General features: G+C 72.8%; 20 protein-coding genes. 10 read left to right on the top strand and 10 right to left on the bottom strand.

Annotated features, from left to right (window positions below):
• Positions 1–8: 8 nt before the first annotated feature.
• Together ACWD4U_RS24660 and ACWD4U_RS24655 are read right to left on the bottom strand one after the other, a co-directional pair.
• Positions 9–914: a transketolase family protein gene (locus ACWD4U_RS24660; protein ID WP_363452971.1), complete on the bottom strand. Its 906-nt coding sequence runs from the start codon at positions 912–914 to the stop codon at positions 9–11.
• 29 nt (positions 915–943) lie between these two features.
• Positions 944–1,630, bottom strand: coding sequence for a transketolase (locus tag ACWD4U_RS24655; RefSeq protein ID WP_363452973.1), 687 nt, complete (start codon positions 1,628–1,630; stop codon positions 944–946).
• A 66-nt stretch (positions 1,631–1,696) separates the two neighbouring features.
• On the opposite strand from ACWD4U_RS24655, the gene soxR reads away from it, so the two are divergent.
• From soxR to ACWD4U_RS24640, 3 genes are all read left to right on the top strand, one after another.
• Positions 1,697–2,185 (top strand): redox-sensitive transcriptional activator SoxR, encoded by a 489-nt coding sequence (gene soxR, locus ACWD4U_RS24650; RefSeq protein ID WP_363452975.1) that lies wholly within the window; start codon positions 1,697–1,699, stop codon positions 2,183–2,185.
• A 110-nt stretch (positions 2,186–2,295) separates the two neighbouring features.
• Positions 2,296–3,147 (top strand): SAM-dependent methyltransferase, encoded by an 852-nt coding sequence (locus ACWD4U_RS24645; protein WP_363452977.1) that lies wholly within the window; start codon positions 2,296–2,298, stop codon positions 3,145–3,147.
• Between the two features lie 65 nt (positions 3,148–3,212).
• Positions 3,213–4,037, top strand: coding sequence for a sulfurtransferase (locus ACWD4U_RS24640; protein WP_363452979.1), 825 nt, complete (start codon positions 3,213–3,215; stop codon positions 4,035–4,037).
• Here ACWD4U_RS24640 and ACWD4U_RS24635 read toward each other — a convergent pair.
• Together ACWD4U_RS24635 and coaE are read right to left on the bottom strand one after the other, a co-directional pair.
• Positions 3,992–6,109, bottom strand: coding sequence for an MMPL family transporter (locus ACWD4U_RS24635; protein ID WP_363452981.1), 2,118 nt, complete (start codon positions 6,107–6,109; stop codon positions 3,992–3,994). The genes ACWD4U_RS24640 and ACWD4U_RS24635 overlap by 46 nt on opposite strands.
• Positions 6,110–6,216: 107 nt before the next feature.
• Positions 6,217–6,825, bottom strand: a complete 609-nt coding sequence (coaE, locus tag ACWD4U_RS24630; protein ID WP_363452983.1) for a dephospho-CoA kinase — start codon at positions 6,823–6,825, stop codon at positions 6,217–6,219.
• Between the two features lie 190 nt (positions 6,826–7,015).
• Here coaE and ACWD4U_RS24625 point away from each other — a divergent pair, with 190 nt between their 5' ends.
• The gene (locus ACWD4U_RS24625; RefSeq protein ID WP_363452985.1) at positions 7,016–7,897 is read left to right on the top strand and encodes an alkaline phosphatase family protein; all 882 of its coding nucleotides are present in this window, start codon (positions 7,016–7,018) and stop codon (positions 7,895–7,897) included.
• Positions 7,898–8,127: 230 nt separating this feature from the next.
• Here the strand turns inward: ACWD4U_RS24625 and ACWD4U_RS24620 are convergent, their stop codons facing one another.
• From ACWD4U_RS24620 to rpsA, 3 genes are all read right to left on the bottom strand, one after another.
• A complete protein-coding gene (locus ACWD4U_RS24620) occupies positions 8,128–8,772 on the bottom strand; it encodes an MBL fold metallo-hydrolase (RefSeq protein ID WP_363452987.1) in 645 nt (214 codons plus the stop codon).
• 28 nt (positions 8,773–8,800) lie between these two features.
• Positions 8,801–10,933 (bottom strand): MMPL family transporter, encoded by a 2,133-nt coding sequence (locus ACWD4U_RS24615; RefSeq protein WP_363452989.1) that lies wholly within the window; start codon positions 10,931–10,933, stop codon positions 8,801–8,803.
• A gap of 260 nt (positions 10,934–11,193) precedes the next feature.
• Positions 11,194–12,684 carry a 30S ribosomal protein S1 gene (gene rpsA / locus ACWD4U_RS24610; RefSeq protein WP_363452991.1) on the bottom strand — a complete coding sequence of 497 codons (1,491 nt, stop codon included), beginning with the start codon at positions 12,682–12,684 and terminating at the stop codon, positions 11,194–11,196.
• Positions 12,685–13,107: 423 nt separating this feature from the next.
• Here rpsA and ACWD4U_RS24605 point away from each other — a divergent pair, with 423 nt between their 5' ends.
• Together ACWD4U_RS24605 and hrpB are read left to right on the top strand one after the other, a co-directional pair.
• The gene (locus ACWD4U_RS24605) at positions 13,108–14,019 is read left to right on the top strand and encodes a class I SAM-dependent methyltransferase (RefSeq protein WP_363452993.1); all 912 of its coding nucleotides are present in this window, start codon (positions 13,108–13,110) and stop codon (positions 14,017–14,019) included.
• 5 nt (positions 14,020–14,024) lie between these two features.
• Positions 14,025–16,616 carry an ATP-dependent helicase HrpB gene (hrpB, locus tag ACWD4U_RS24600; protein WP_363452995.1) on the top strand — a complete coding sequence of 864 codons (2,592 nt, stop codon included), beginning with the start codon at positions 14,025–14,027 and terminating at the stop codon, positions 16,614–16,616.
• 7 nt (positions 16,617–16,623) lie between these two features.
• Here hrpB and ACWD4U_RS24595 read toward each other — a convergent pair whose 3' ends face one another.
• From ACWD4U_RS24595 to polA, 3 genes are read right to left on the bottom strand one after another with little or no spacing between them, the layout of a single operon-like run.
• Complete coding sequence (locus ACWD4U_RS24595; protein WP_363452997.1) at positions 16,624–17,103, bottom strand: hypothetical protein; 480 nt, start codon at positions 17,101–17,103, stop codon at positions 16,624–16,626.
• A 47-nt stretch (positions 17,104–17,150) separates the two neighbouring features.
• On the bottom strand, positions 17,151–17,744 hold the full coding sequence (locus ACWD4U_RS24590) for a GNAT family N-acetyltransferase (protein ID WP_363452999.1): 594 nt from the start codon (positions 17,742–17,744) through the stop codon (positions 17,151–17,153).
• A gap of 41 nt (positions 17,745–17,785) precedes the next feature.
• On the bottom strand, positions 17,786–20,467 hold the full coding sequence (gene polA / locus ACWD4U_RS24585; RefSeq protein ID WP_363453131.1) for a DNA polymerase I: 2,682 nt from the start codon (positions 20,465–20,467) through the stop codon (positions 17,786–17,788).
• 200 nt (positions 20,468–20,667) lie between these two features.
• Here polA and ACWD4U_RS24580 point away from each other — a divergent pair, with 200 nt between their 5' ends.
• The 4 genes from ACWD4U_RS24580 (at position 20,668) to ACWD4U_RS24565 (ending at position 24,407) form a co-directional block, all read left to right on the top strand.
• Positions 20,668–21,120 carry a PaaI family thioesterase gene (locus ACWD4U_RS24580; protein WP_014135167.1) on the top strand — a complete coding sequence of 151 codons (453 nt, stop codon included), beginning with the start codon at positions 20,668–20,670 and terminating at the stop codon, positions 21,118–21,120.
• Positions 21,121–21,204: 84 nt separating this feature from the next.
• Positions 21,205–21,864, top strand: a complete 660-nt coding sequence (locus ACWD4U_RS24575; RefSeq protein WP_363453001.1) for a Tat pathway signal sequence domain protein — start codon at positions 21,205–21,207, stop codon at positions 21,862–21,864.
• A gap of 299 nt (positions 21,865–22,163) precedes the next feature.
• Positions 22,164–23,393, top strand: a complete 1,230-nt coding sequence (locus tag ACWD4U_RS24570; protein ID WP_363453003.1) for a branched-chain amino acid ABC transporter substrate-binding protein — start codon at positions 22,164–22,166, stop codon at positions 23,391–23,393.
• A gap of 84 nt (positions 23,394–23,477) precedes the next feature.
• Positions 23,478–24,407, top strand: a complete 930-nt coding sequence (locus ACWD4U_RS24565) for a branched-chain amino acid ABC transporter permease (RefSeq protein ID WP_363453005.1) — start codon at positions 23,478–23,480, stop codon at positions 24,405–24,407.
• Positions 24,408–24,411: the final 4 nt, after the last annotated feature.

Below are 24,411 nucleotides of genomic sequence, written 5' to 3'. Positions count from 1 at the left end.
GGCGGCCACTACCAGAGGAACTCGGCGATCCGGGCGTGCAGCCCGGCGGCGTCCAGGCCGTACGCGGCCAGGTGCTCGGGGATCGACCCGTACTGCCGGTGCTCGGCCACCGGCACGCCCAACCCCAGGACCCGGTGCGGCAGTTCGGCCAGGGCCTGGTGGGCGGCGTTGGCCGAGGTGCCGGCCAGGTACGGCTCGACCAGCACCACGTCCGCCCGGTCACCGACCGCGGCCCGCAGCCCCGCCGCGTCGAACGGCCGCACGGTCGCCGCGTACAGCACGGTGACGTCCAGCGTGTCGGTGGCCGCCAGCACCTCGTCCAGCAGCGGGCCGACCGCGACCACCACGCCGCGGCTACCCTGACGAACCGTCAGGAACTGTCCGGGGACGACCGGTTGCGCGTCGCGGTTCTGCTGCGCGGAGAGCCGGACGTACTGCAGGGAGTCGCCGTCCGCGACCGCGTGCCGCAGCAGCAGGTCCGCCTCGGCCGGGTGGCCGGGCACGTGGACGTTCCAGCCCGGCAGGGTGTCCAGCAGCGCCACGTCGCCCGGCGACATGTGGGTGCGGCCCCCGGCCGGCCAGTCGTAGGAGCCGGCGGCGCTCACCAGCACCGCGCCGACGCCCTGGTGCACCAGGTCCAACTTCACCTGCTCCCACGGGCGTTCGATCAGGAAGCTGGCGAAGGTGTGGGCCACCGGCCGCATCCCGGTGAGCGCCAGCCCACCGGCCGCGCCGATCAGCAGCTGCTCCCGGATGCCCACGTTCACCACCCGGTCGGGGAACCGGGCGGCCGCCCCGGCGAAGCCCGCCGTGCCGATGTCCGCCAGCACCACCGCCACCCGCGGGTCCTGCTCCAGCAGCTCGCTCACGGTCGCACCGAACTGCTCACGCATCGTCAATTCCAGGGTCTGCATCGGAGGTCCTCCCCTTCTCAGGCGTCTTCTCAGGCGTTCTTGGGCTCGGTACGGGCCACCACCGCGTGCGGGCGGCCGGGGTGCGGGGCGGTGAACGCGCGGTGGAGCTGCTCGTGGTCGCGGCCGTCCACCGTCGCGGTCGACCAGCCCTCGCCGGCGAACCGGGCCGCGATGCCGCCGTTCCAGCCGTGCGTGGCCGAGGAGTTGTCGATCACCAGGGTGTGCAGCCGCTCCAGTCCGGACGCCCCGGCGAAGGCCACCGCCTCGTGATTGCTGCCCTCGTCGAACTCGGCGTCCCCGATCAGCACCCACACCGCCGGGTCGGCCAGCCCCTGCGCCCGCAGTCCGAGCGCCGTCCCCACCGCCAGCGGCAGGCCGTGCCCCAGCGACCCCGACCCGATCTCCGCGCCCGGCACCAGCAGCCGGTCCGGGTGGTGGCCGAGTGGCGAGTCATACGACCCGAAGCTCCCCAGCAGCTCCACCGGGAAGAACCCCTTCGCCGCCAGCACCGCGTAGTACGCCATCGGCCCGTGGCCCTTGGACAGCAGGAACCGGTCGCGGTCCTGCGCCTCGATGTTCGCGGGGGTCGTGTTCAGCACCCGGTCGTACAGCACCCACAGCGCGTCGAGGGTGGAGTGGGCCGCCGGGCCGTGCTTCTCGTCGCCGGTCATCCGGGCGATCAGTCGCGGCAGGTCCGCGAATCCGTAACTCGTCATGGCGAAGAGCGTGCAACCTGAAGTCGACTTCAAGTCAAGCGCGCCCTCGGCGGTATCCTGACGATCATGGGACCGACCCGCCACGACCTCCTCACCATCGGCCAGCTCGCCGAGCGCAGCGGCCTGGCCACCTCGGCCCTGCGCTACTACGAGAAGCTCGGGCTGATCCACGCCGAACGCACCACCGGCAACCAGCGCCGCTTCGCCCGCTCCACGCTGCGCCGGGTCGCCTTCGTCCGCGCCGCTCAGCAGGTCGGCCTCTCCCTCGACGAGGTCCGCACCGCCCTCGCCCGGCTCCCCCACGACCGGGCCCCCAGCTCCCAGGACTGGACCGCCGTCGCCACCGCCTGGCAGAGCCGCATCGACCGCCAGATCGCCGAACTCCAGCACATGAAGGCCAAGTTGACCGGCTGCATCGGCTGCGGCTGCCTCTCCCTCACCCGCTGCGCGCTCTACAACGCCGCCGACCGCGCCGCCGAGGCCGGCCCCGGCGCCCGTTACCTGCTCACCCGCGACCCGGCCTCCGGCCCGGAACCCGGCCCGCGGGAGGCCTGAGACCGGGCGCCGGTGGCGGGCGGACGCCATCTGCCGGACCCGTCTCCCGCTCCCCACCCGTCCCGTCTATGCTGCCCCGGAAAGCGTGCCACTGCGACGGGGGAGCAGATATGACCGACCATCAGGAGATCTCGCTGGACTGGATGTCCGGCGACCAGGCCTCCCCGCCGCCCTCGGCCGAGCTCCGCCCCGAGGTGCCGCACCCGGCGCGGATGTACGACTACTACCTCGGCGGCAAGGACAACTTCCCGGCCGACCGGGCCGCCGCCGAGCAGGTGCTGTCGATCAGCCCGCTGGTGCGGATCAGCGCGCTGGCGAACCGCGCCTTCCTGCAGCGCGCCGTGCGCACCGTCGCCGAGCAGGGCATCGACCAGTTCCTGGACATCGGCACCGGCATCCCCACCGCGGGCAACACGCACGAGACGGCGCAGCGGGTGAACCCGGCGGCCAGAGTGGCGTACCTGGACAACGACCCGATCGTGCTGGTGCACGGGCGGGCGCTGCTGGCGGGGGCGAGCGAGGGCAGCGTCTCGGTGCTGCAGGCCGACCTGCGCGACCCGAAGGCGATCCTCGGCGACCCGGCGGTGCGCGACCTGCTGGACCTGGACCGCCCGGTCGGGCTGCTGCTCTTCGCGATCCTGCACTTCATCGACGAGGCGGACGACCCCTACACGACCGTGAAGACGCTGGTCGACGCGCTGCCCTCCGGCAGCTACCTGGCGCTGTCGCACGCGACCGGCGACTTCTCCTCGCCGGAGGACGCCGCCAAGGGCCCGGCGATCTACCGCTCGGCCACCGCGCAGCTGACCATGCGCACCCGCGAGCAGGTGCTGCGGTTCTTCGACGGCCTGGAGCTGCTGGAGCCCGGCCTGGTCACCGCGCCGCTGTGGCGCCCGGACCAGGCGCCGCAGGAGACCGACCCGCAGGTCGCGATCTGGGCGGGCGTGGCCCGCAAGCCGTAGGCCCCGCAGCCGGCCGCGGTCGGCGGTGCGATCATGGTGGCTTCCCCAACTCCCGGGAGGACGCCGTGAATCCGCTGCCGACCGTCGACCTGCCCGCCGCGCTGGTCGACGCCGACTGGCTGGCCGCCCACCTCGGCGCGCCCGGCCTGGTGGTGCTGGACGCCGGGATCGGCGCGCACCGCCACGCCCCGCTGCGGATCCCGGGCGCCCGGCCGTTCGACCTGGACGGCCCGCTCTCCGACCACGCCTCGCCGCTCCCGCACACCATGCCGTCCCCCGCGGACTTCCAGCGCGAACTGCGCGCCCTCGGCGTCGACGACCGCTCCACCGTGGTGGCCTACGACGGCGCGGGCGTGTACTCCGCTCCTCGCGCCTGGTGGATGCTGCGGGCGTCGGGCTTCGACCGGGCCGCCGTCCTGGACGGCGGCCTGCCCGCCTGGCGGGCCGCCGGACACCCCGTCACCGACGCCGAACCTGCCTACGCCCCGGGGGACTTCACCGCCCGGCCGCGCCCGGGCCTGCTGCTCGACCGGACCGCGGTGGCGGCCGCCCTCGCCGACCCGGACACCGCCGTCCTGGACGCCCGCTCCGCCGAGCGCTTCACCGGCGCCGTCCCCGAGCCCCGCCCCCACCTGCGCCGCGGCCACCTGCCCGGCTCCGCGAACCTGCCCTTCACCGAGCTGCTCGCCCCGGACGGCCGCTACCTCCCGCTCCCCGAGCTGCACGCCCGCCTCACCGCCGCCACCGCTGGCCGCCACCGCCTCGTCACCAGCTGCGGCTCCGGCGTCACCGCCTGCGTCCTCGCCTTCGCCGCCCACCTCACCGGCCACCCCGCCACCGCCGTCTACGACGGCTCCTGGTCCGACTGGGGTGCCACGGAGGCAAGCTGACGGACCGTCGGTCTCCGTGAGAGGGCGCTGGGCCACCACATGTGGTGGTCGAGGTCGACGGTCAGCGCGGTGACCAGGACGGAGCGGACCACCAGGGTGTCGAGCAGGACGCCGAGGGCGACGGTGAAGCCGATCTCGGCGAAGCCCACCACCGGAAGGGTGCCGAGGACGGCGAAGGTGGCCGCCAGGATCAGGCCGGCGGAGGTGATCACGCCGCCGGTCGCGGCGAGTCCGACGACCGCGCCGCGGCGGGTGCCGACGTGGGCGGACTCCTCCCGCACCCGGGTCATCAGGAAGATGTTGTAGTCGATGCCGAGCGCCACCAGGAAGACGAAGACGAACAGCGGGAACGCCTGGTCCTGGCCCTCGAAGTGGAAGACGTGCTCGAAGAGGAACACGCTGATGCCGAGCGCCGCGGCGTACGACAGCACCACGGTGGCGATCAGCACCAGCGGCGCGGTCACCGCGCGCAGCAGCGCGGCGAGGATCAGCAGCACCACACCCAGCACCAGCGGGATGATCACCTTGTTGTCGTGCGCGGCGGCCCGCCCGGCGTCCAGGACGACGGCGGTGGAGCCGCCGACCTTGGCGTCGGCGTCGGGGACGGCGTGCACCGCGTCCCGGACCCGGTCGACGGTGGCCTTGGCCTGATCGCTGTCGGGCGGGTCGGTCAGGGTGGCCTGGAAGAACGCCTCGCCCTCGTGCAGCGTCGTCGGCCCGATCCCGGCGATGCCGGGCGTGGCCGCGGCGGCCTGCCGGACCTGTTCGACCGGCGCGGCGTTGCTGATCACCGACAGCGGCGCGCCGGAGCCGCCGGGGAAGTGCTCGGCGAGCACCTGCTGCCCGGTGACCGAGTCGGGCGTGCCGGTGAAGGTCCCGGCGGTGCTCAGTCCGGTGGCGTTCAGCGAGACCAGGCCGACGGTGCAGGCGGCGAGCGCCAGGCCGGTGCCGATCCACACCTTGCGCGGGCGGCGCGAGATCCACGCGCCGATGTGCGCCCAGCGCCCGCTGCGGGTCGGCTCGGCGGTGCCGAACGCGGGCCGCACCGGCCAGAACACCCAGCGTCCGAAGGCCACCAGCAGCGCGGGCAGCAGGGTGAGCATGGCGATCAGCGCCACCACCACGCCGATCGCGCAAACCGGCCCCAGGCCGCTGGTGGAGTTCATCTCGGCGACCATCAGGCAGAGCATCGACGCCGCGACCGTCGCCGAACTGGCCAGGATCGCCGGCCCGGCGCGGTGCAGGGCGTAGGCCATCGCCTCGTGCCGGTCCTGATGGCGTCTCAGCTCCTCCCGGTAACGGGCGGTGAGCAGCAGCGCGTAGTCGGTGCCCGCGCCGAGCACCAGGACGATCAGGATGCCGGCGCTCTGCGCGTTGACGGTCAGTCCGGCGTGTTTCGCGAACAGGTAGATGACGGCTTCGGCGACGGTCAGCGCGGCGCCCGCGGACAGCAGCGGCAGCAGCCACAGCACCGGGCTGCGGTAGGTGAGCAGCAGCAGCACGATCACCACCGTGACGGTGGCGTACAGCAGGGTGCCGTCGATGCCCTGGAAGGCCTTGGACTGGTCGGCGCCGATCCCGGCGGGCCCGGTGACGTGGGTGGTCAGGCCGGGCAGGTCGCCGGAGGCGGCGGTGGCCCGCAGGCTGTCGACGGCCGGACCGAGGTTGTTCCACCCGCTGGTGCCGATCTCGACCGGGACCTGGGTCTGCAGCGCCTTGCCGTCCGCGGACGCCACCGGCCCGGTGATGGGCGTGGTGACGTGCGGGGCGGTGGCGAACGCGGCGGCGTCCCGCACCGCCTTGGCGTGGTCCTCGACGGTGATGCCGCTGTCGCGTTGGTACACCACGACGGCCACGGCCGTGTCGATCGGCTGGAACGCCCGCTGCTCGTTGAGGACCTGGGTGGACTCGGCGCTGCCGGGCAGCCAACTGGACGCCTGGTTGTCCTCGGCGCCCATCAGCTTCCCGGCCAGCGGTGCGGCCACCACCAGCAGGGCCAGCCACAGCGCCAGCACCACCCACTTACCGCGCCGCCCGCACGGCAGCGCCGCCAATCTCCTGCTGGGACTCATCGCGCCGGCCCCCTGAGGGCGTCAGGTACCTACGGCGGGCCGGTCGTCCGCCCCGCGCGCTCGTCCTCCCAGCATCCCCCGCCCGGCCCGGCGCCGCGCGCCGACGTTCAGCCCCGCGCGGCGGCCTGCCGCTCGCCCAGCTCCTGCCACAACCGGCCGACGCGCTCGGTGAGTTGCTCCAGAGTGCCGCTGTTGTCGAGCACCACGTCGGCGACCGCGAGGCGGTCCTCGCGGGTGGCCTGGGCGGCCATCCGGGCCTTCGCCTCGTCCTCGGCCATGCCGCGCAGCTCGACCAGTCGGAGCAGCCGCTGCTCGTCGGGGACGTCGACCACCACGACCAGGTCGTACAGCGGGGCGAGGCCGTTCTCGGCGAGCAGCGGGACGTCGTTCACCACGATCGCGTCCGGTCCGGCGGCGGCCTCCAGCTCGGCGGAGCGCTCGCGCACCAGCGGGTGCACGATGGCGTTCAGCACGGCCAGCCTGGCCGGATCGCCGAAGACCAGCCGGCCGAGCGCCGGGCGGTCCAGCGAACCGTCCGGCAGCAGCACGCCGGGACCGAACTCGGCGGCCACGGCGGCCAGTCCGGGCGTCCCGGGGGCGACCACCTCACGGGCGATCAGGTCGGCGTCCACGATCACCGCGCCCAGCGCGGCCAGTTGCCGCGAGACCTCGCTCTTGCCCGCGCCGATCCCGCCGGTCAGTCCGATCCTCAGCATGCCGCCAGGCTACCGGCCCGTAGCCGGGCCGCCGAGACCGGCTCGGCGCAGACGAACGCCGGTCGAACAGTGCGGGAACTCTCGCCCGCACGCCCCTTGTGCCGCTTGGTCCGAGTTGTCCGTACAGCTTCCGGGAGTCCGGCGCTCCGGTTAGGGTCGGCCGAACACCCTCGAACGAACGGAGCTCCCCGTGTCCAGCCTCTGGCCCGCCGGCCCGCGCCGGGTCCTGGTCGTCGGCATCGACGGCGTCCGCCTCGACCTGCTGGAGGCGCTGCACACCCCGCAGCTGGACGCGGTCGCCGCCGCCGGATTCCTCGCCCCGGTGCAGGTCGACGAGGCCACCCCGACCATGTCCGGGCCGTGCTGGGCGACCATCGTCACCGGCGTCGGCGCGGCCAAGCACGGCGTGTACGGCAACCACCTCGGCGGCAACCGGCTCGACGTCTTCCCGGACTTCACCACCCGCCTCGCCAGGACCCACCGCCGCCGCACCTTCGCCGTCGGCGGCTGGGAGCCGCTCTTCCTCGCCCGCGACGGCGGCCCGCTGTTCGCCGCACCCGCCCGGCTCTCCTACATCGCCCCGCTCGAGGACACCCCCGAGGCCTGGGAGGAGGTCGACGAGCGGGTCACCGCCGAGGCCGAGTACGTGCTCGGCCGCAGCGACGACGACCCGCAGGCCTCCTTCGTCTACCTCGGCGCGCCCGACGAGACCGCGCACTTCCGCGGCTGCGGCGAGGACTACCGCCGCTCCGTGGAGGCCGCCGACGTCCGCCTCGGCCGGCTGCTCGCCGCGGTCCGCGAACGCCCCCGCAACGCCGAGGAGCAGTGGACCGTCATCGTGGTCACCGACCACGGCCACCTCGACCAGGGCGGCCACGGCGGCCGCACCGAACTCGAACGCACCGCCTGGATCGCCGCCTGCGGCCCCGGCATCACCCCCGGCGCCCCCGTCGCCCCGCTCCACCACACCGACGTGGCCGCCCACGTCTACGCGGCCCTCGACATCACCCCCGACCCCCACTGGACCCTCGACGGCCGCCCCTTCACCACCACCGAACCCGCCCTCGCCTGACACCCCGCTGCGACCGGCGGCGCGCCGCCCGAGCTTGCAGTGCCGCTGCGCGGGACCGGGACGCCTTCCTCGTTCCGCTGCGCGGGGCTCACCCGGGGGCGCCGGGCCCCGCGCAGCGGCAGGAGCGCCGCCGGCAGGGCCCGCGCAGCCGAGGACACAGCCCAGGGCCCCGCGCAGCGGAACTCCCGGCACCGGGCGAACGCGCGTCGCCCTGCGCCCGGGAGGCCTTGTCAGGGCACGTCCACCGACTCGCCCGGGGCGAGGACGCGGTAGTCGGCGCCGCCGGTGCCCGGGCCCTCGGGGCCGAGCAGGCGGCCGTGGATGACCTGGCCGATCTCGCTCAGGGTGCCCTCGTGGATCGCCACCGCCTGTCGCGGCCGCGCCTCCCGCACGTAGTCCACCAGCTCGCCGGCCTTCAGCCAGGGCGCGCCGAGCGGCAGCAGCAGGGTGTCCACGGTGTCCGGCGGCACGGTGAAGGAGTCGCCGGGGTGGAAGACCCGGCCGCCCAGCAGGAAGCCGACGTTGCGCACCCGCGGAATGTCGGGGTGGATCACCTCGTGCCACTCGCCGTGCACGGTCACCGGCAGGCCGTCCAGGTCGAAGGCGTCACCGTCGCCGACCACCGTCACCTTCGCGCCGATGCCCTCCAGCAGCGGCGCCACCGCGTGGTTGGTCCAGATCCGCAGGCCGGGGTGGGCCTCCACCGCCGCCCGGACCCGCTCCTCGCTGAAGTGGTCCATGTGCTCATGGGTGATCAGCAGTGCGTCCGCGCCCTCGAGTGCCTCCGGCCCGGTGAACATCCCCGGGTCGATCACCACTGCCCCACCGGCGTGCTCCAGCCGCACGCAGGCATGTCCGAACTTCGTCAGTCGCATGCCGTCAGCCTACGACCCGTCAGGCCGATCAGCGTGCGACGCCCGCCAGTTCGGGGTCCATCGCGGGGCGCGGCGCCGGCAGCACCACCGGCTGCAGCGGCGGCAGTTCGACGTGCTCGTCCAGCCCGATGATCCGGTGCAGGCGGCGCAGCGGCGCCGGCGCCCACCAGTTGAGCCGGCCGAACAGGGTCATGGTGGCGGGCACCAGCAGCGTGCGCACCAGGGTGGCGTCCACCGCGACGGCGACCGCCAGGGCGATGCCCATCTGTTTGACCATCAGCATCTGCCCGGCGGCGAACCCGGCGAACACGATCACCATCAGCAGCCCGGCCGAGGTGATGATCCGGCCGCTGCGCTGCAGGCCCAGTTCCACGGACTTGGCGCAGTCGTATCCCTGGTCGTGCAGTTCCTTGATCCGGGACAGCAGGAAGACCTCGTAGTCCATCGACAACCCGAACGCGAAGGCGAAGACCAGCACCGGGATCACCGTCTCCAGCCCGCCGGTCGGGGTGAACCCGAGCAGCCCGCTGAAGTAGCCGTGCTGGAACACCAGGGTCAGCGCGCCCAGCGACGCGCCCAGCGAGAGCACGTTCATCAGCAGCGCCTTCACCGGCAGCACCACCGAGCCGGTCATCATGAACAGCAGCACCAGCGTGCCCGCCGCCACCAGCCCGAGCGCCCACGGCCCGCGGGTCCCGATCTCGTGCTGGAAGTCCACCAGCGACGCGGCGTCACCCGTCACGTACGTGGCCAGCCCGCCGCGCTCGGCGCGCAGCTCACCGACCACCCGCTTCGCCTCGGCGCCCTGCGGGTCGCCCTTGACCAGCACGTCCACCGTGCTCACCCGGTCCGAGACCGGGACCACCGCGCGGACGCCCGACACGCCGGGCAGCTTCGCCACCACGGAGTCCGCGTACTGCTGCGCCTGCTGCGGAGTGCCCTCGACGACCACCTGCACCGGCGCGGGGGCCTGGTCCGGGAAGCGCTGCTGGACCGCCTCGGCGACCTGCCGGGAGGCGAAGTTCTTCGGCAGCACGTCGGCGCCCGAGTTCCGGAAGTGCGACCCCAGGAACGGCGCCCCGGCGGCCAGCAGCAGCGCCACGCACGCCAGCATCACGGGGATCGCACGCTTCTGCACCCGGCGCACCGTCCGCGAGAAGAACCCCTCGTCCGGGACGGGCGCGGTCGGCGCCTTGATCCGCCCGCCGACGAAGCCCAGCAGCGCCGGCACCAGCGTCAGCGCCGCCGCCACCGCGATCACCACCACGCTCACCCCGGCCGCGGCCACCGCCCGGAACACCGGGCTGGTGAAGACGAACAGCCCGCTCAGCGCCACCGCCACGGTCAGCCCGGAGAACGCCACCGTCCGGCCTGCGGTCGCCGCGGTGCGCTCCACCGCCTGGGCGATCGTCGCCCCGTGCCCGCGTTCCTCCCGGAACCGGTTCACCATCAGCAGCGCGTAGTCGATCGACAGGCCCAGCCCCAGCACCGTCGCGATCGGCAGCACGCTCGTGTCGATGTCCATGATCTGGCTGAAACCGAACATCGCCAGCAGCGCCCCGCCGACCGAGGCGATCGCCCCGATCCCCGGCAGCCCCGCCGCGGCCAGCCCGCCGAACACCAGCACCATCACGATCAACGTCAACGGCAGCGTGACGATCTCCCCGAAACGGGTGTCCTTCGCCGTCTGCTGCTTGACCTCCTGCTGCAGCACCAGGTCGCCGCCGACCACGGTGTGCGCCCCCGACGCGGTGATCTGCTCCAGCCGGTCGGTCACGGCGCCCAGCTGCCCGCTGGTCGACCCGTCCGCCATCCGCACGCTCACCAGCGAGGCCTTGCCGTCGCTCGCGGTCAGCTGACCGCCGGTCGAGTACGTGTTCGCCACCGAGACCACGCCCGGCAGCTTCGAGACGTCCGAACTCGCCGCCTGCACGGCCGCCTTGACGCCCTCGTCCGCGACGCCCGGCCCGTCCACCACCGCGCTGACGGTCCCCTTCACCGGATCCGCGGCCTGCACCACGTTCCCGCCGCGCGCCGACTCCGACCCGCCGCTCCCGGTCGCCGCCACCGACCCCTCGAACACCCGGCCGCCGATCAGCACCCCCACGGCCAGCACCACCGCCCAGAACGCCAGCACCCAACGGCGGTGGCGGAAGCACACGCGACCAAGAGCGGCCAGCCGACCGGAAACCTGGACCTCGGCAGTGGAGCGGGACCTGCTGCGCATAAGCGGGAGCCTTTCGGACAAGTCCTCTCAATGTAGGCGCAGCGGCATGTTCGTCCTATAGACGGACGATGAGCCTCATCTCACAATTTCCTTCACATAAAAGGCACTTAAGATCCCCGGGTACGCCGAAGCCCCCACCCGAAAACCTCTCGGGTGGGGGCTTCTCAGCTATTCAGCCGATGCGCGGAGCCTGTTCAGCTCTGGCCGCCGGCCAGCTTCTCGCGCAGGGCCGCCAGGGCCTCGTCCGAAGCGAGAGCGCCGGAGCCCTCGTCGCTGCTGGAGGAGTACGAGCCGCCACCGGACACCGGGGCCTCCTCGCCGGCCTCGGCGGCAGCAGCCGCGTCCGCCTCGCGGGACTTGATGACCTGGGCCTGGTGCTGCTCGAAGCGGGTCTGGGCCTCGGCGTACTGCCGCTCCCACTCCTCGCGCTGCTTCTCGAAGCCGGGCAGCCAGTCGTTCGCCTCGGGGTCGAAGCCCTCCGGGTAGATGTAGTTGCCCTGGTCGTCGTACGAGGCGGCCATGCCGTACAGGGTCGGGTCGAACTCGACCGACGCCGGGTCGGCACCGAGGGACTCGTTGGCCTGCTTCAGCGAGAGGCTGATGCGACGACGCTCGAGGTCGATGTCGATGACCTTGACGAAGATCTCGTCGCCGACCTGGACGACCTGCTCCGGGATCTCGACGTGGCGCTCGGCCAGCTCGGAGATGTGGACCAGGCCCTCGATGCCCTCGTCCACGCGGACGAACGCACCGAACGGAACCAGCTTGGTGACCTTACCCGGGACGACCTGGGCGATCTGGTGGGTCCGGGCGAACTGCTGCCACGGGTCCTCCTGGGTCGCCTTCAGCGACAGGGAGACGCGCTCGCGGTCCATGTCCACGTCGAGAACCTCGACGGTGACCTCCTGGCCGACCTCGACAACCTCGTTCGGGTGGTCGATGTGCTTCCAGGACAGCTCGGAGACGTGCACCAGACCGTCGACGCCGCCGAGGTCGACGAACGCACCGAAGTTGACGATCGAGGAGACGACGCCGGAGCGCACCTGACCCTTCTGCAGGGTGGTGAGGAAGGTCTGACGGACCTCGCTCTGGGTCTGCTCCAGCCACGCACGGCGGGACAGGACCACGTTGTTGCGGTTCTTGTCCAGCTCGATGATCTTCGCCTCGAGCTCCTTGCCCACGTAGGGCTGGAGGTCGCGGACGCGGCGCATCTCGACCAGCGAGGCCGGGAGGAAGCCGCGGAGGCCGATGTCGAGGATGAGACCACCCTTGACGACCTCGATGACGGTACCGGTGACGATGCCGTCCTCTTCCTTGATCTTCTCGATCGTGCCCCAGGCGCGCTCGTACTGCGCACGCTTCTTGGACAGGATGAGGCGACCCTCCTTGTCCTCCTTCTGGAGAACCAGGGCCTCGATGTTGTCGCCAACGGAGACAACCTCGTGGGGGTCGACGTCGTGCTTGATCGAGAGCTCGCGGGACGGGATGACACCCTCGGTCTTGTAACCGATGTCGAGGAGCACCTCGTCACGGTCGACCTTCACGATGACGCCCTCAACGATGTCGCCGTCGTTGAAGTACTTGATGGTCTCGTCGATGGCGGCGAGGAAGGCCTCGGCGTCGCCGATGTCGTTGACCGCAACCTGCGGGGTGGTGCTGACAGAGGTGTCGGTGGGGCTCGTCATTAGGAAAAGGGCTCCGGTACGGACAAGAAGTCGTAGGTAATGCCACGCGGGGGGCCCTGATCGCTCCCACCGAAAGCCGTGCAGGCCAGAAAACGGCCACCGAATCGATCTCTACGATCGGAATCCCGGTGTCCGTCCGACGACCGTTGGGGTCTTCGACAGATGCGAGCGCGACCTGCTCCGTCCGAGGCGCGCAGGCCCGCAGCGCAACTTGTAGCATACGGGGACACCCAGGCACGGTCAACGCCGAAGCTGGCGAGACCGGTAGAGGCCGGGATGGATCAGGCCATATCCTCCGAATGCGCACCTCACGGCGGCCCCGGCCGGCCCTACCCCGGATGCCACGTGCCCGTCCCGATCCCCGTACAGGCCCGGTACCGTGCAGCAGCGCTTCCGCAGCCCCTAGCCTACGTGACGGACTCCATGACCCACTCCACCGCCCCCGGTTCCGACGAGCCCCGCGACTACGACCCGGCCGGGTACGAGGTCCCCGCCGTGTACGACGGGGAGGCGGAGGAGGAGGACGACGGCGACGAGGCGTTGCGGCGGGAGGCCGGGGCGGACGAGTCGAGCCGGGCCAGCCGGCACTGGTGGGACCGCAACGCGGACGAGTACCAGGACGAGCACGGGGAGTTCCTCGGGGACGACCGGTTCACCTGGTGCCCGGAGGGGGTGGACGAGGCCGACGTGCGGCTGCTCGGCGACCCGGCGGAGCTGAAGGGCCGGGACGTGCTGGAGATCGGCTCCGGCGCCGCGCAGTGCTCGCGCTGGCTGGCCGCCCGCGGCGCCCGTCCGGTGGCGCTGGACATCTCCTACCGGCAGCTGCAGCACTCCCGCCGGATCGACCTGGGCCGCGGCCTGGAGCCTGTCGCGGTGGTGCAGGCGGACGCCGCCGTCCTGCCGTTCGCGGACCGCTCGTTCGACCTGGCCTGCTCGGCGTACGGCGCGGTGCCGTTCAGCGCGGACACCGCCGCCCTGATGCGCGAGGTGCACCGGGTGCTGCGGCCCGGCGGGCGCTGGGTGTTCTCGGTGACCCACCCGATCCGCTGGGCGTTCCCGGACGAGCCCGGCGTGGAGGGGCTGACCGCCAGCTCCTCGTACTTCGACCGCACGCCGTACGTGGAGCAGGACGAGCAGGGCCGGGCCACCTACGTCGAGCACCACCGCACGGTGGGCGACCGGGTCCGGGAGCTGGTGGCGGCCGGGTTCACGCTGCTGGACCTGGTGGAGCCCGAGTGGCCCGAGGAGCTGGAGCAGGAGTGGGGCGGCTGGAGCCCGCTGCGCGGCCGGCACCTGCCCGGGACGGCGATCTTCGTCTCCCGCCGGGACGGCTGAGCGCAGTGCGACCCGGGGGGCTCGAACTGCCGGTCCGCTCCGCACTGCCCGGGCTGGCCGGCGCGCTGGCGGAGCACGGCGTCGCGGTGCTGTCCGCGCCGCCCGGCACCGGCAAGACCACCCTGGTGCCGCTCGCCCTGGCCGGGCTGGTGGCCGCCTTCCCCGGGCCGCCGCGCCGGGTGCTGGTCGCCGAACCGCGCCGGCTGGCCGTGCGGGCCGCGGCCCGGCGGATGGCGTGGCTGCTGGGCGAGCCGGTCGGCGGTGGGGGTACCTCCCAGCCCCCCTTGGGGCTGGGGGAGGTCGGCTTCACGGTGCGCGGCGAGCGGCGGGCCGGCCCCGGCACCCGGGTCGAGGTGGTCACCACCGGCGTCCTGCTGCAGCGCCTGCAGCGCGACCCCGAACTGCCGGGGGTCGACCTGGTGGTCCTCGACGAGTGCCACGAGCGGCACCTGGACGCCGACACCGCCCTCGCCTTCCTGCTGGACGTCCGCGCCGCGCTGCGGCCGGAGCTGCAGCTGGTACTGGCCTCGGCCACCTCCGACACCGCCGCCTGGGCCGAACTGCTCGGCGGCGCACCGGTGGTGGCCGCCGAGGGCGTCTCGCACCCGGTGCACACGGTGTGGGCGCCGCCGCCCGGCACCGTCCGTCCGCCGCACGGCACCAGGGTCGACCCGGCGCTGCTGGCGCACGTCGCGGCGACGGTCCGCCGGGCGCTCGCCGAACGGGCCGGCGACGTGCTGTGCTTCCTGCCCGGCGTCGGCGAGATCGCCCGGGTGGCGCAGCAGTTGGACGGCGTCGAGGTGCTGCAGCTGCACGGGCAGGCGGCGCAGGCCGTGCAGGACGCGGCGCTGACCCCCGGGGACCGGCGGCGGGTGGTGCTCGCCACCTCGGTCGCGGAGTCCTCGCTGACCGTGCCGGGCGTGCGGGTGGTGGTCGACTCCGGGCTGGCCCGCGAACCGCGCACCGACCACGCCCGCGGACTGTCCGGGCTGGTCACCGTGCGCGCCTCGCTGGCCGCCGCCCGGCAGCGCGCGGGCCGGGCCGGACGCGAGGCGCCGGGCACCGTGTACCGGTGCTGGGCCGAGGTGGAGGACGCCCGGGCCGCGCGCTTCCCCACCCCCGAGATCGCCCTCGCCGACCTCACCTCCTTCGCCCTGCAGGCCGCCTGCTGGGGCGACCCCGAGACCACCGGGCTCACCCTCCCCGACCCGCCCCCGCCCGGCGCCCTGGCCGCCGCCCGGGCCACCCTGCGGGCGCTCGCCGCCACCGACGCCGCCGGCCGCCCCACCGACCGCGGCCGCGCCATCGCCCGCACCGGCCTGCACCCCCGGCTGGCCCGCGCCCTGCTCGACGGCGCGCCCGCGGTCGGTCCGCGCCGCGCCGCCGAACTGGTCGCCCTGCTCTCCGAGGAGCCGCCGCGCGCCCTCGGCGACGACCTGACGGAGATCTGGCGCACCGTCCGCCGCGGCGACGACCCCTACGCGCGGCGCTGGAAGGACGAGACCCGGCGGCTGGAGCGGGCGCTCCGCGAGGCGGGCGCGGCGGCGGACGAGGGCGCGGTGGCAGCCCCGCAGGGTCCCGGCCGTGACGCCGTGTCAGTGGGCGGCCCCGACGCCGTGGCGGCCGGGCTGATCGTCGGACTGGCGTATCCGGAGCGGGTGGCCAGGGCCCGGGACGGCGGGGAGGGCTCGTACCTGATGGTGTCCGGGACGGCGGCGCAGCTGATGGCGGGCTCCCGGCTGCCGGCCGGCGGCTGGCTGGCCGTCGCGGTGGCGGACCGGCCCGCCGGGGCGCCCTCGGCGCGGGTGCTGCGGGCCGTGGCGATCGACGAGGCGACGGCGCGGCAGGCGGCCGGGGCGCTGCTGGACTCCCGTGCGGAGGTCGCCTGGTCGCTGCGGCAGCGGGAGGTGACGGCCCGTCGGGTGGAGACGCTCGGCGCGGTCGAACTGGCGGCGGCGCCCCTCACCGATCCGGATCCGGCGCTGGTGCGGGCCGCACTGCTGGACGGGCTGACGCGCGAGGGCGTCGGCGCGCTGCTGGGCTGGTCTCAGGCGGGCACCGGGCTGCGCGAGCGGCTGGCGTTCCTGCACCGGACGATCGGCGAGCCCTGGCCGGACGTCAGCGACGCGGCGCTGCTCGCGGCGGCGGACGCGTGGCTGGAACCGGAGCTGTCCAGGGCCCGGCGGCGGGCCGACCTGGAGCGGATCGACACCGCGAGTGCCCTGCAGCGGCTGCTGCCGTGGGCGAGCGGCCAGGCCGGCCGGCTGGAGGAGCTGGCCCCGGAGCGGATCACCGTGCCCAGCGGCAGCCGGATCCGGGTCGACTACGCGGGCGACCGCCCGGTGCTGGCCGTCAAGCTCCAGGAGCTGTTCGGCTGGGACGCCGCCCCGGCCCTCGCCGACGGCCGCGTCCCGCTCACCGTCCACCTGCTCTCCCCCGCCGGCCGCCCCGCCGCCGTCACCGGCGACCTCGCGGTCTTCTGGCGCGAGGGCTACCGCGCCGTCCGCGCCGACCTCCGCGGCCGCTACCCCCGCCACCCCTGGCCCGAGGACCCCACCACCGCAGAGCCCACCAGGCGGGCCAATCCGCGGAAGTGACGCCGGGTCAGAGACGAGCCCCGGGGGGCACCGTGCCGGCGGTGAAGCGCGAAGGGGACGCCGCGGGGTTGGGCAGCGGGCTGAGCGACAGGATCGGCCCGCAGGCCATCAGCCGCCCCTGCGCGTCGTAGTGGCAGTCGGGATTGCGCGACGGCGTGGTGTTGTCGCAGTTGCAGTGCGTGCCCGGGGTCACCTCGGTGATCGGCGTCTTCGACGCGTGCGCCTTGGCTGCCGTCGCCTGCGGCGTGGTGGTGGGCGTCGCGGGGTCGGGACTCGGCGTCGGCGAAGGCGTCGGTGACAGGGTGGGCGAGGGCGTCGGCGTGGGGCTGTCGCTCGGCGTCGCGGGTGCGGAGCTCGCGGCCGGCAGCGGTAGCGGGTGCGGACCGCCCGAGGTCGGGGTCGCCGCCCACACCGCGCCGCCGGTCACCACCGCGGCGGCCGCGACGGCGATCCCCACCTGGCGGCCCCTGACCTGCAAGACGTTCACTGCTCCACCCCACGACGTACCCGAATCGGCGCGCGCAGCCTAGCGGGTCAGTGCCACTCCTCCGCGAGCACCGCCATGTCGATGTCGTCGATCCACTCGTCGCCCCAGCGCAGGACCTGGCGGCGGATGCCCTCGACGCGGAAGCCGGCCTTCTCGTAGGCCCGTCGGCCGCGGGCGTTGAAGGCGTAGACGGAGAGCGAGACCCGGTTGAGGCCGAGGGTGCGGATGGCGTGGTCGGTGAGGAGGCGGACGGCTTCGGTGCCGAGGCCGCGGTCGCGGCCGTCGGGGCCGATGGCGATGCGGAGGTTGCAGGCGCGGTTGGGGGCGTCCCACTCGTTGAGGACGACCTCGCCGACGCCGCGGCCGGTGGCGCGGTCGACGATGATCAGGTCGAGCCGGTCCGGCTGGTCGTTGCGGGTGGTGTACCAGTCCTGGACGCGCCGCTCCATCGCGTCGTCCCAGGGCGGCGGCACGGGGGTGTAGGAGGCGGAGGTGTAGCGGAGCACCTCCGGGTCCTGGATCACGGCGCGGAGCATGGGCAGGTCCTGCTCCGGCCGGACCGGCCGGAGCAGGACCCGCTCCCCCGTCAGCGTCGGCTTGTCGGCGAACGTGCCTGCGGGGGTGGGAAGTTGATCACTCATCAGGCGATTGTCGATTCGTCGATCAATCCCCGGCAAGCGATTTAGTGCGCGGCGGCCTCCCAGTTGGCGCCGACGCCGACCGAGACGTCCAGCGGGGCGCGCAGCGGGTACGCGCCGGCCATCTGCTCGCGGACGACCGCCTCGACCTGCTCGCGCTCGCCGGGGGCGACCTCCAGCACGATTTCGTCGTGCACCTGGAGCAGCATCCGGGAGGAGAGCTTCGCGTCGCGCAGCGCCTCGTCGACCCGGAGCATGGCGATCTTGACGATGTCGGCTGCGGAGCCCTGGATGGGCGCGTTGAGGGCCATCCGCTCGGCCATCTCGCGGCGCTGGCGGTTGTCGCTGGTGAGGTCGGGCAGGTAGCGGCGGCGGCCGAGCAGGGTCTCGGTGTACCCGACCGCGCGGGCCTCCTCGACCACGTTGTGCAGGTAGTCGCGGACGCCGCCGAAGCGCTCGAAGTAGGTGTCCATCAGGCCCTGCGCCTCGGCGGGCCGGATGCCGAGCTGCTGGGACAGGCCGTACGCCGACAGGCCGTAGGCGAGGCCGTACGACATGGCCTTGATCTTGCGGCGCATCTCGGCGTCGACGTCGCCGGGGGCGACCGAGAAGACCTGGGAGGCGACGGTGGTGTGCAGGTCCTCGCCGGAGGCGAAGGCCTCGATCAGGGCGGCGTCCTCGGACAGGTGCGCCATGATGCGCAGTTCGATCTGCGAGTAGTCCGCGGTGAGCAGCGTCTCGTAGCCCTCGCCGACCACGAAGGCGCGGCGGATGGCGCGGCCCTCCTCGGTGCGGACCGGGATGTTCTGCAGGTTGGGGTCCTGCGAGGAGAGCCGACCGGTGGCGGCGACCATCTGGTTGAAGGTGGTGTGGATCCGGCCATGCGGGGAGACGGTCTTGAGCAGGCCCTCGACGGTGGTGCGCAGCTTGGCCTGGTCGCGGTGGCGCAGCAGGATGACCGGCAGTTCGTTGTCGGTCTGGCCGGCCAGCCAGGTGAGGGCGTCGGCGTCGGTGGTGTAGCCGGTCTTGATCTTCTTGGTCTTGGGGAGCGCGAGGTCGCCGAACAGGATCTCCTGGAGCTGCTTGGGCGAGCCGAGGTTGAACTCGCGCCCGGCGGCGGCGTGCGCCTCCTCGACGCAGCGCTGGATCTCGGCGGCGAACTGCGCCTCCAGGCCCTGCAGCCAGGCGCGGTCGGCGGCGATGCCGTAGCGCTCCATCCGGGCCAGCAGTTCGGCGATCGGCAGTTCCATGTCGTGGAACAGTTCGACGGCGCCGACCTCGGCGAGCCGGGTGTCGAAGAGTTCGGCGAGGTCGTGGACGGCGCGGGCCTGCGTCATCAGCGCCTGGGCGCCGGCCGTCGGGTCGGACTCCTCGGCGTCGAAGGTGAGTTGGCCGGTCTCGGCCTCGGCGGCGGGGGCCAGCGAGCGGGCCAGGTACTCCTCGGCGAGCACGTCGAGGGTGAAGGCGCGGCGGCCGGGCTTCTCCAGGTACGCGGCGAGCGCGGTGTCGGCGGTGACGCCGGCGAACTGCCAGCCCTGCTCGGCGAAGGCGCGCATCACCTGCTTGGCGATGTGCAGCGCCTTGGGCCGGGCGGGGTCGGCGAGCCAGGCGGTGAAGGCCCGGTCGTCGTCCTCCTCCTGCGCGCTCGGGTCGAACCAGGCGGCGGCGGTGCCGGTGGCGAGCGCGACCTCGGTGACCCGGCCGCTGCCGAGCGCCCAGGTGTAGTCGGCGGCCAGCGCGGTGCGGCCCTCGCCGGTGTGCTCGGCCAGCCAGGCGGCGAGCGCGCCGGGCACGGTCAGCAGGTCGCCGTCGACGGCGGGGCCGGGGGCGGCCTCGGCCTCGGCGGCGCCCTCGGCACCGGCCGGGTCGATGCCCTGGACCCGGTCCCGGAAGTTGGGGTTGCGGAACTCCAGCGCCTCCATCAGCCGGCCGACCTCGTCCTTGTCGAACGGGCCTCGGGCCAGGTCGCCGACACCGAGCGGGAGTCGGACGTCCCGCACCAGCTCGGTGAGCTTGCGGTTGCGCTGCACCGACTCCAGGTTCTCCCGGAGCTTCTCGCCGATCTTGCCCTTGACCTCGTCGGCCCGGTTCACCAACTCCTCGAAGGAGCCGAACTGGTTGACCCACTTCGCGGCGGTCTTCTCGCCGACGCCGGGGATGCCGGGCAGGTTGTCGGACGGGTCGCCGCGCAGCGCCGCGAGGTCGGGGTACTGGTTCGGCTGGACGCCGTACTTCTCGGCGACCTTCTCCGGGGTGTAGCGGGTCAGCTCGGAGACGCCCTTGGTCGGGTAGAGCACCGTGACGTGCTCGGAGACCAGTTGGAGCGAGTCGCGGTCGCCGGTGACGATCAGCACCTCGAAGCCCTCGGCCGCCGCGGCGGTGGCGAGGGTGGCGATGATGTCGTCGGCCTCGTAGCCCTCGGCGGTGATCCGCGGGATGCGCATGGCGTCGAGGAGTTCGCCGATCAGCGGGACCTGGCTGCGGAACTCGTCGGGGGTCTTGGCGCGGTTCGCCTTGTACTCGGGGAACTCCTCGGCGCGGAAGGTCTGCCGGGACAGGTCGAAGGCGACCGCGAGGTGGGTGGGCGCCTCGTCGCGGACGGTGTTGACCAGCATCGAGGTGAAGCCGTAGACCGCGTTGGTGCTCTGGCCGGTGGTGGTGGAGAAGTTCTCCACCGGCAGCGCGAAGAACGCCCGGTAGGCCATCGAATGCCCGTCCAGCAGCATCAGTCGGGGCCGCTCGGCCGTACCCTTGCCTGCACTCTGCGTAGCCACGTCACGTCCTGTCCTGCCGGTTGCACTGCCGCCTCAGATCCTAGGGGCAGCCGGCGACATCTCCCGGAGCGGCGCGGAGCACCTCCCTACCGGCGGGTAGACAGTCGTACGATCAACGGGCACGAGGAAGTGACACCCCGAACAGGAGCACCATGACCGACGCGGCGCCCGTACTGAAAGTGCCCCAGGACGTGCTGGACCACTTCGCCAAGCTGGGGGTGAGCCCGGAGACCTTCTCCGGCGGGCACCTGGGCGAGAAGCTCGGCATCACCATCGTGGAGGCGTCGCCGGACCGGGTGGTCGGGACCATGCCGGTGGAGGGAAACCAGCAGCCGTACGGGCTGCTGCACGGCGGGGCGTCGGCGGCGCTGGCGGAGACCCTGGGGTCGATCGGCGCGATGCTGCACGCCGGTCCGGGCCGCTACGCGGTGGGCGTCGACCTGAACGCCACCCACCACCGCTCGGCCACCTCGGGCCTGGTCACGGGCGTGGCCACCGCGGTCTTCAAGGGCCGCACCGCCGCCACCTACGAGATCGCGGTCACCGACGACACCGGCCGCCGCATCACCAGTTGCCGGCTCACCTGCATGCTGCGCGACCTGTAGCCCGCGTCGTTCGCGCCCCCTGCGCCCCCTTGGTTTGGCCGTGCTCCGGTAGGGGCAATCTTGGCTGGACAAGGGGGCGTCGCTATGTCCGGGGACGATGAACTGCCAAGCAGCGCAGGGGGTTTCCTCGGGCCGGTGGAGGCGGGCGAGGGCACCTGGACGCCGCTGCGGCCCATTCACGATCCCGAGCAGCCGTTGCTGAGTGGGCGTCAGAAGCTAGTCCTGGTCTCGGTGTTGCTGCTGATCGCCGCCGCGCTGACCGCCCGGCACGCCGCGCACCGGCCCGCGCAGGACGCCAACTCCCCTCCGCCGCCGCCGTACCCCTCGCAGGCGATGCGGTTCGGCTACGGCGGTCCGGCGCCGTTCGGGCAGGAGGACTTCGCACTGAAGTTGACGGCGCACAACGGGAGCGCCGCGCCGGTGGACGTGCTCGGGGTGAGCCAGGGCTACCGGGGGCTGTCGGTGGTGGTCTCGGGCTGGCTGCCGCAGACCGTTCCGGCGGGCGCCTCGGTGGAGTTGCGGGTGGGACTGAAGGTGACCGACTGCTCGGCCGCGCCGGCCGACGCGGGACTTCCATTCCTGGATGTAACGCTGCGTAACACGCGCGCAATGGAGACGGTGAGTCAGATTCTCGGCGACTCCTACGCCCGCGACCTGTCACTGGCGATACATTCCGCCTGCCCCGGTTCCGATAATCGGACGCGCACGCCCACGGCCAGCCCGGCGGACACTTCCGTCCGATAACCGGTGAACATCGCCATGACCAGCGGGTTACCGGTGGGCTCCTTCCGAACAGCGAGACGAGGCCCGGAATTCCGGGGTCCGGGTGGCACCACCATCCAGCATGTGAGATGGATTCAACCGCTACTCATAACAAGAGAATCACAGCCTGTCCGCGCCCAGTGCCCGAGGCGTCGTCGGCGGTTTAGAGTCACGGCCAGTCACCGCGCCGTCGGATATCCCTTTTCGGGCCTCGGCCCGGGCGCGACCGGCACCGCCTGCCCTGTGCGCGTGTCTTCCAGACCCTGAAGGAGACCCTCGTCGTGCGAAAGAGCTCACTGCTTGTCGTGACCATTGCAGTCACCGGAGCGCTCACCCTCTCCGCCTGCGGCTCGCGCGGCGCCAAGTCCGGCACGGACAGCGCGGCCGGCGGCACGAAGGTCGTCATCGGCGTCGACGCCCCGCTCACCGGCAAGCTGTCCGCGCTGGGCCTGGGCATCAAGAACTCGGTCGACCTGGCCGTGAACAAGGCCAACAAGGACAAGACCGTCCCCGGCGTCACCTTCGCCATCGAGGCGATGGACGACCAGGCCAACCCGACCTCGGGCCAGCAGAACGCCACCGCCCTGGTCGGCAAGTCCGAGGTCGCCGGCGTGGTCGGCCCGCTGAACTCCAGCGTCTCGCTGACCATGCAGAAGGTCTTCAACGACGCCCACCTGGCCCAGGTCTCGCCGGCCAACACCAACCCGCAGCTGAGCCTCGGCCCGGACTGGGGCAGCAGCAAGTTCGTCCGCCCGTACGCCTCGTACTTCCGCACCGCCACCACCGACGTGGTGCAGGGCAAGTTCGCCGCCCAGTACCTGTACAGCGAGGCGAAGAAGACCAAGGTCTACGTCATCGACGACAAGAAGACCTACGGCGCGGGCCTCGCCGCCATCTTCCAGGAGGAGTTCAAGAAGCTCGGCGGCACCGTGGTCGGCGCCGACCACATCAACCCGGACGACAAGGACTTCTCCGCGGTCGCCACCAAGGTCGCCTCCTCCGGCGCCGACTCGGTCTACTACGGCGGCGAGTACCCCGAGGGCGGCCCGCTCAGCGACCAGATCAAGAAGGCCGGCGCCAAGGTCCCGCTGTTCGGCGGCGACGGCCTGTACGACGACGAGTTCATCAAGCTGTCGAACAACAACAGCAACGGCGACCTGGCCACCTCGGTCGGCGCCCCGGTCGAGGAGCTGGACTCCGCCAAGACCTTCATCAGCGACTACAAGGCGGCCGGCTACAAGGACCCGTACGCGGCCTACGGCGGCTACTCGTTCGACGCCGCCTGGTCGATCATCGAGGCCGTCAAGAAGGCCGTCGCGGACAACGGCGGCAAGGTCCCGACCGACCTGCGCGCCAAGGTCATCGACTCGCTGAGCAAGGTCAGCTTCGACGGCGTCACCGGCAAGGTCTCCTTCGACCAGTACGGCGACACCACCAACAAGCAGCTGACGGTCTACACCGTCAAGGACAACAAGTGGGTCCCGGTCAAGAGCGGCACCTACACCGGCTGACCCTTCGTCACCACAGCGTTGTCCGGGCGGGGGGCGCCACGAGTGCCCCCCGCCTTTCCCATCCCCCAACCACGGAGGCCTGCGGTGCACGAACTGCCGCAAAACCTGGCCAACGGCCTGATGCTGGGCCTGATGTACGGCCTGATCGCCGTCGGCTACACGATGGTCTACGGCATCGTCCAACTGATCAACTTCGCCCACGGCGAGATCTTCATGATCGGCGGCTTCGGCGCGCTGACGTCGTACGCCGCGCTGCCCCACGGCACCCCGCTGTGGGTCGCGCTCCCGGTCATGCTGGTGGGTGGCGTGATCGCCTCCGTGCTCACCGCCACCGCGGCGGAGCGGTTCGCCTACCGCCCGCTGCGCACCGCGCCCCGGCTGGCCCCGCTGATCACCGCGATCGGCCTGTCGATCGCCCTGCAGCAGCTGGTCTGGGCGTTCTACCCGGGCGCCAAGAAGGCCGTCTCGTTCCCGCAGTTCAGCGGCGACCCGATCAGCCTCGGCGCGTTCCACCTGCAGCGCAACGACCTGTTCCTGCTGATCGCCGCACCGCTGTGCATGATCATCCTGGCCTCGTTCGTCCGGCTGACCCGCACCGGCCGCGCCATGCAGGCCACCGCGCAGGACCCGGACACCGCCAAGCTGATGGGCATCAACACCGACCGCATCATCGTGGTCGCCTTCGCCCTCGGCGCGGCCTTCGCCGCCGTCGCGGCCGTCGCGCACGGCCTGCGGTACGGCCAGGTCGACTTCATGATGGGCTTCCTCGCCGGCCTGAAGGCCTTCACCGCCGCCGTGCTCGGCGGCATCGGCAACATCTACGGCGCGATGCTCGGCGGGCTGGTCCTCGGCGTCGCCGAGTCGATGGCCACCGCGTACATCCAGAACGTCCCCGGCATGCACCAGCTCGGCGGCGCCGCCTGGGCCAACGTGTGGGCGTTCGTCCTTCTCATCGTCGTCCTGCTCGTCAGGCCCCAGGGCCTGCTGGGCGAGCGCGTCGCAGACCGGGCGTGAGGCA

It is taken from the genome of Kitasatospora sp. NPDC002522 (genome assembly GCF_053595195.1).
Note: the sequence above shows the minus strand (reverse complement) of the source record. Positions and strands in the feature narration are given on the sequence as shown.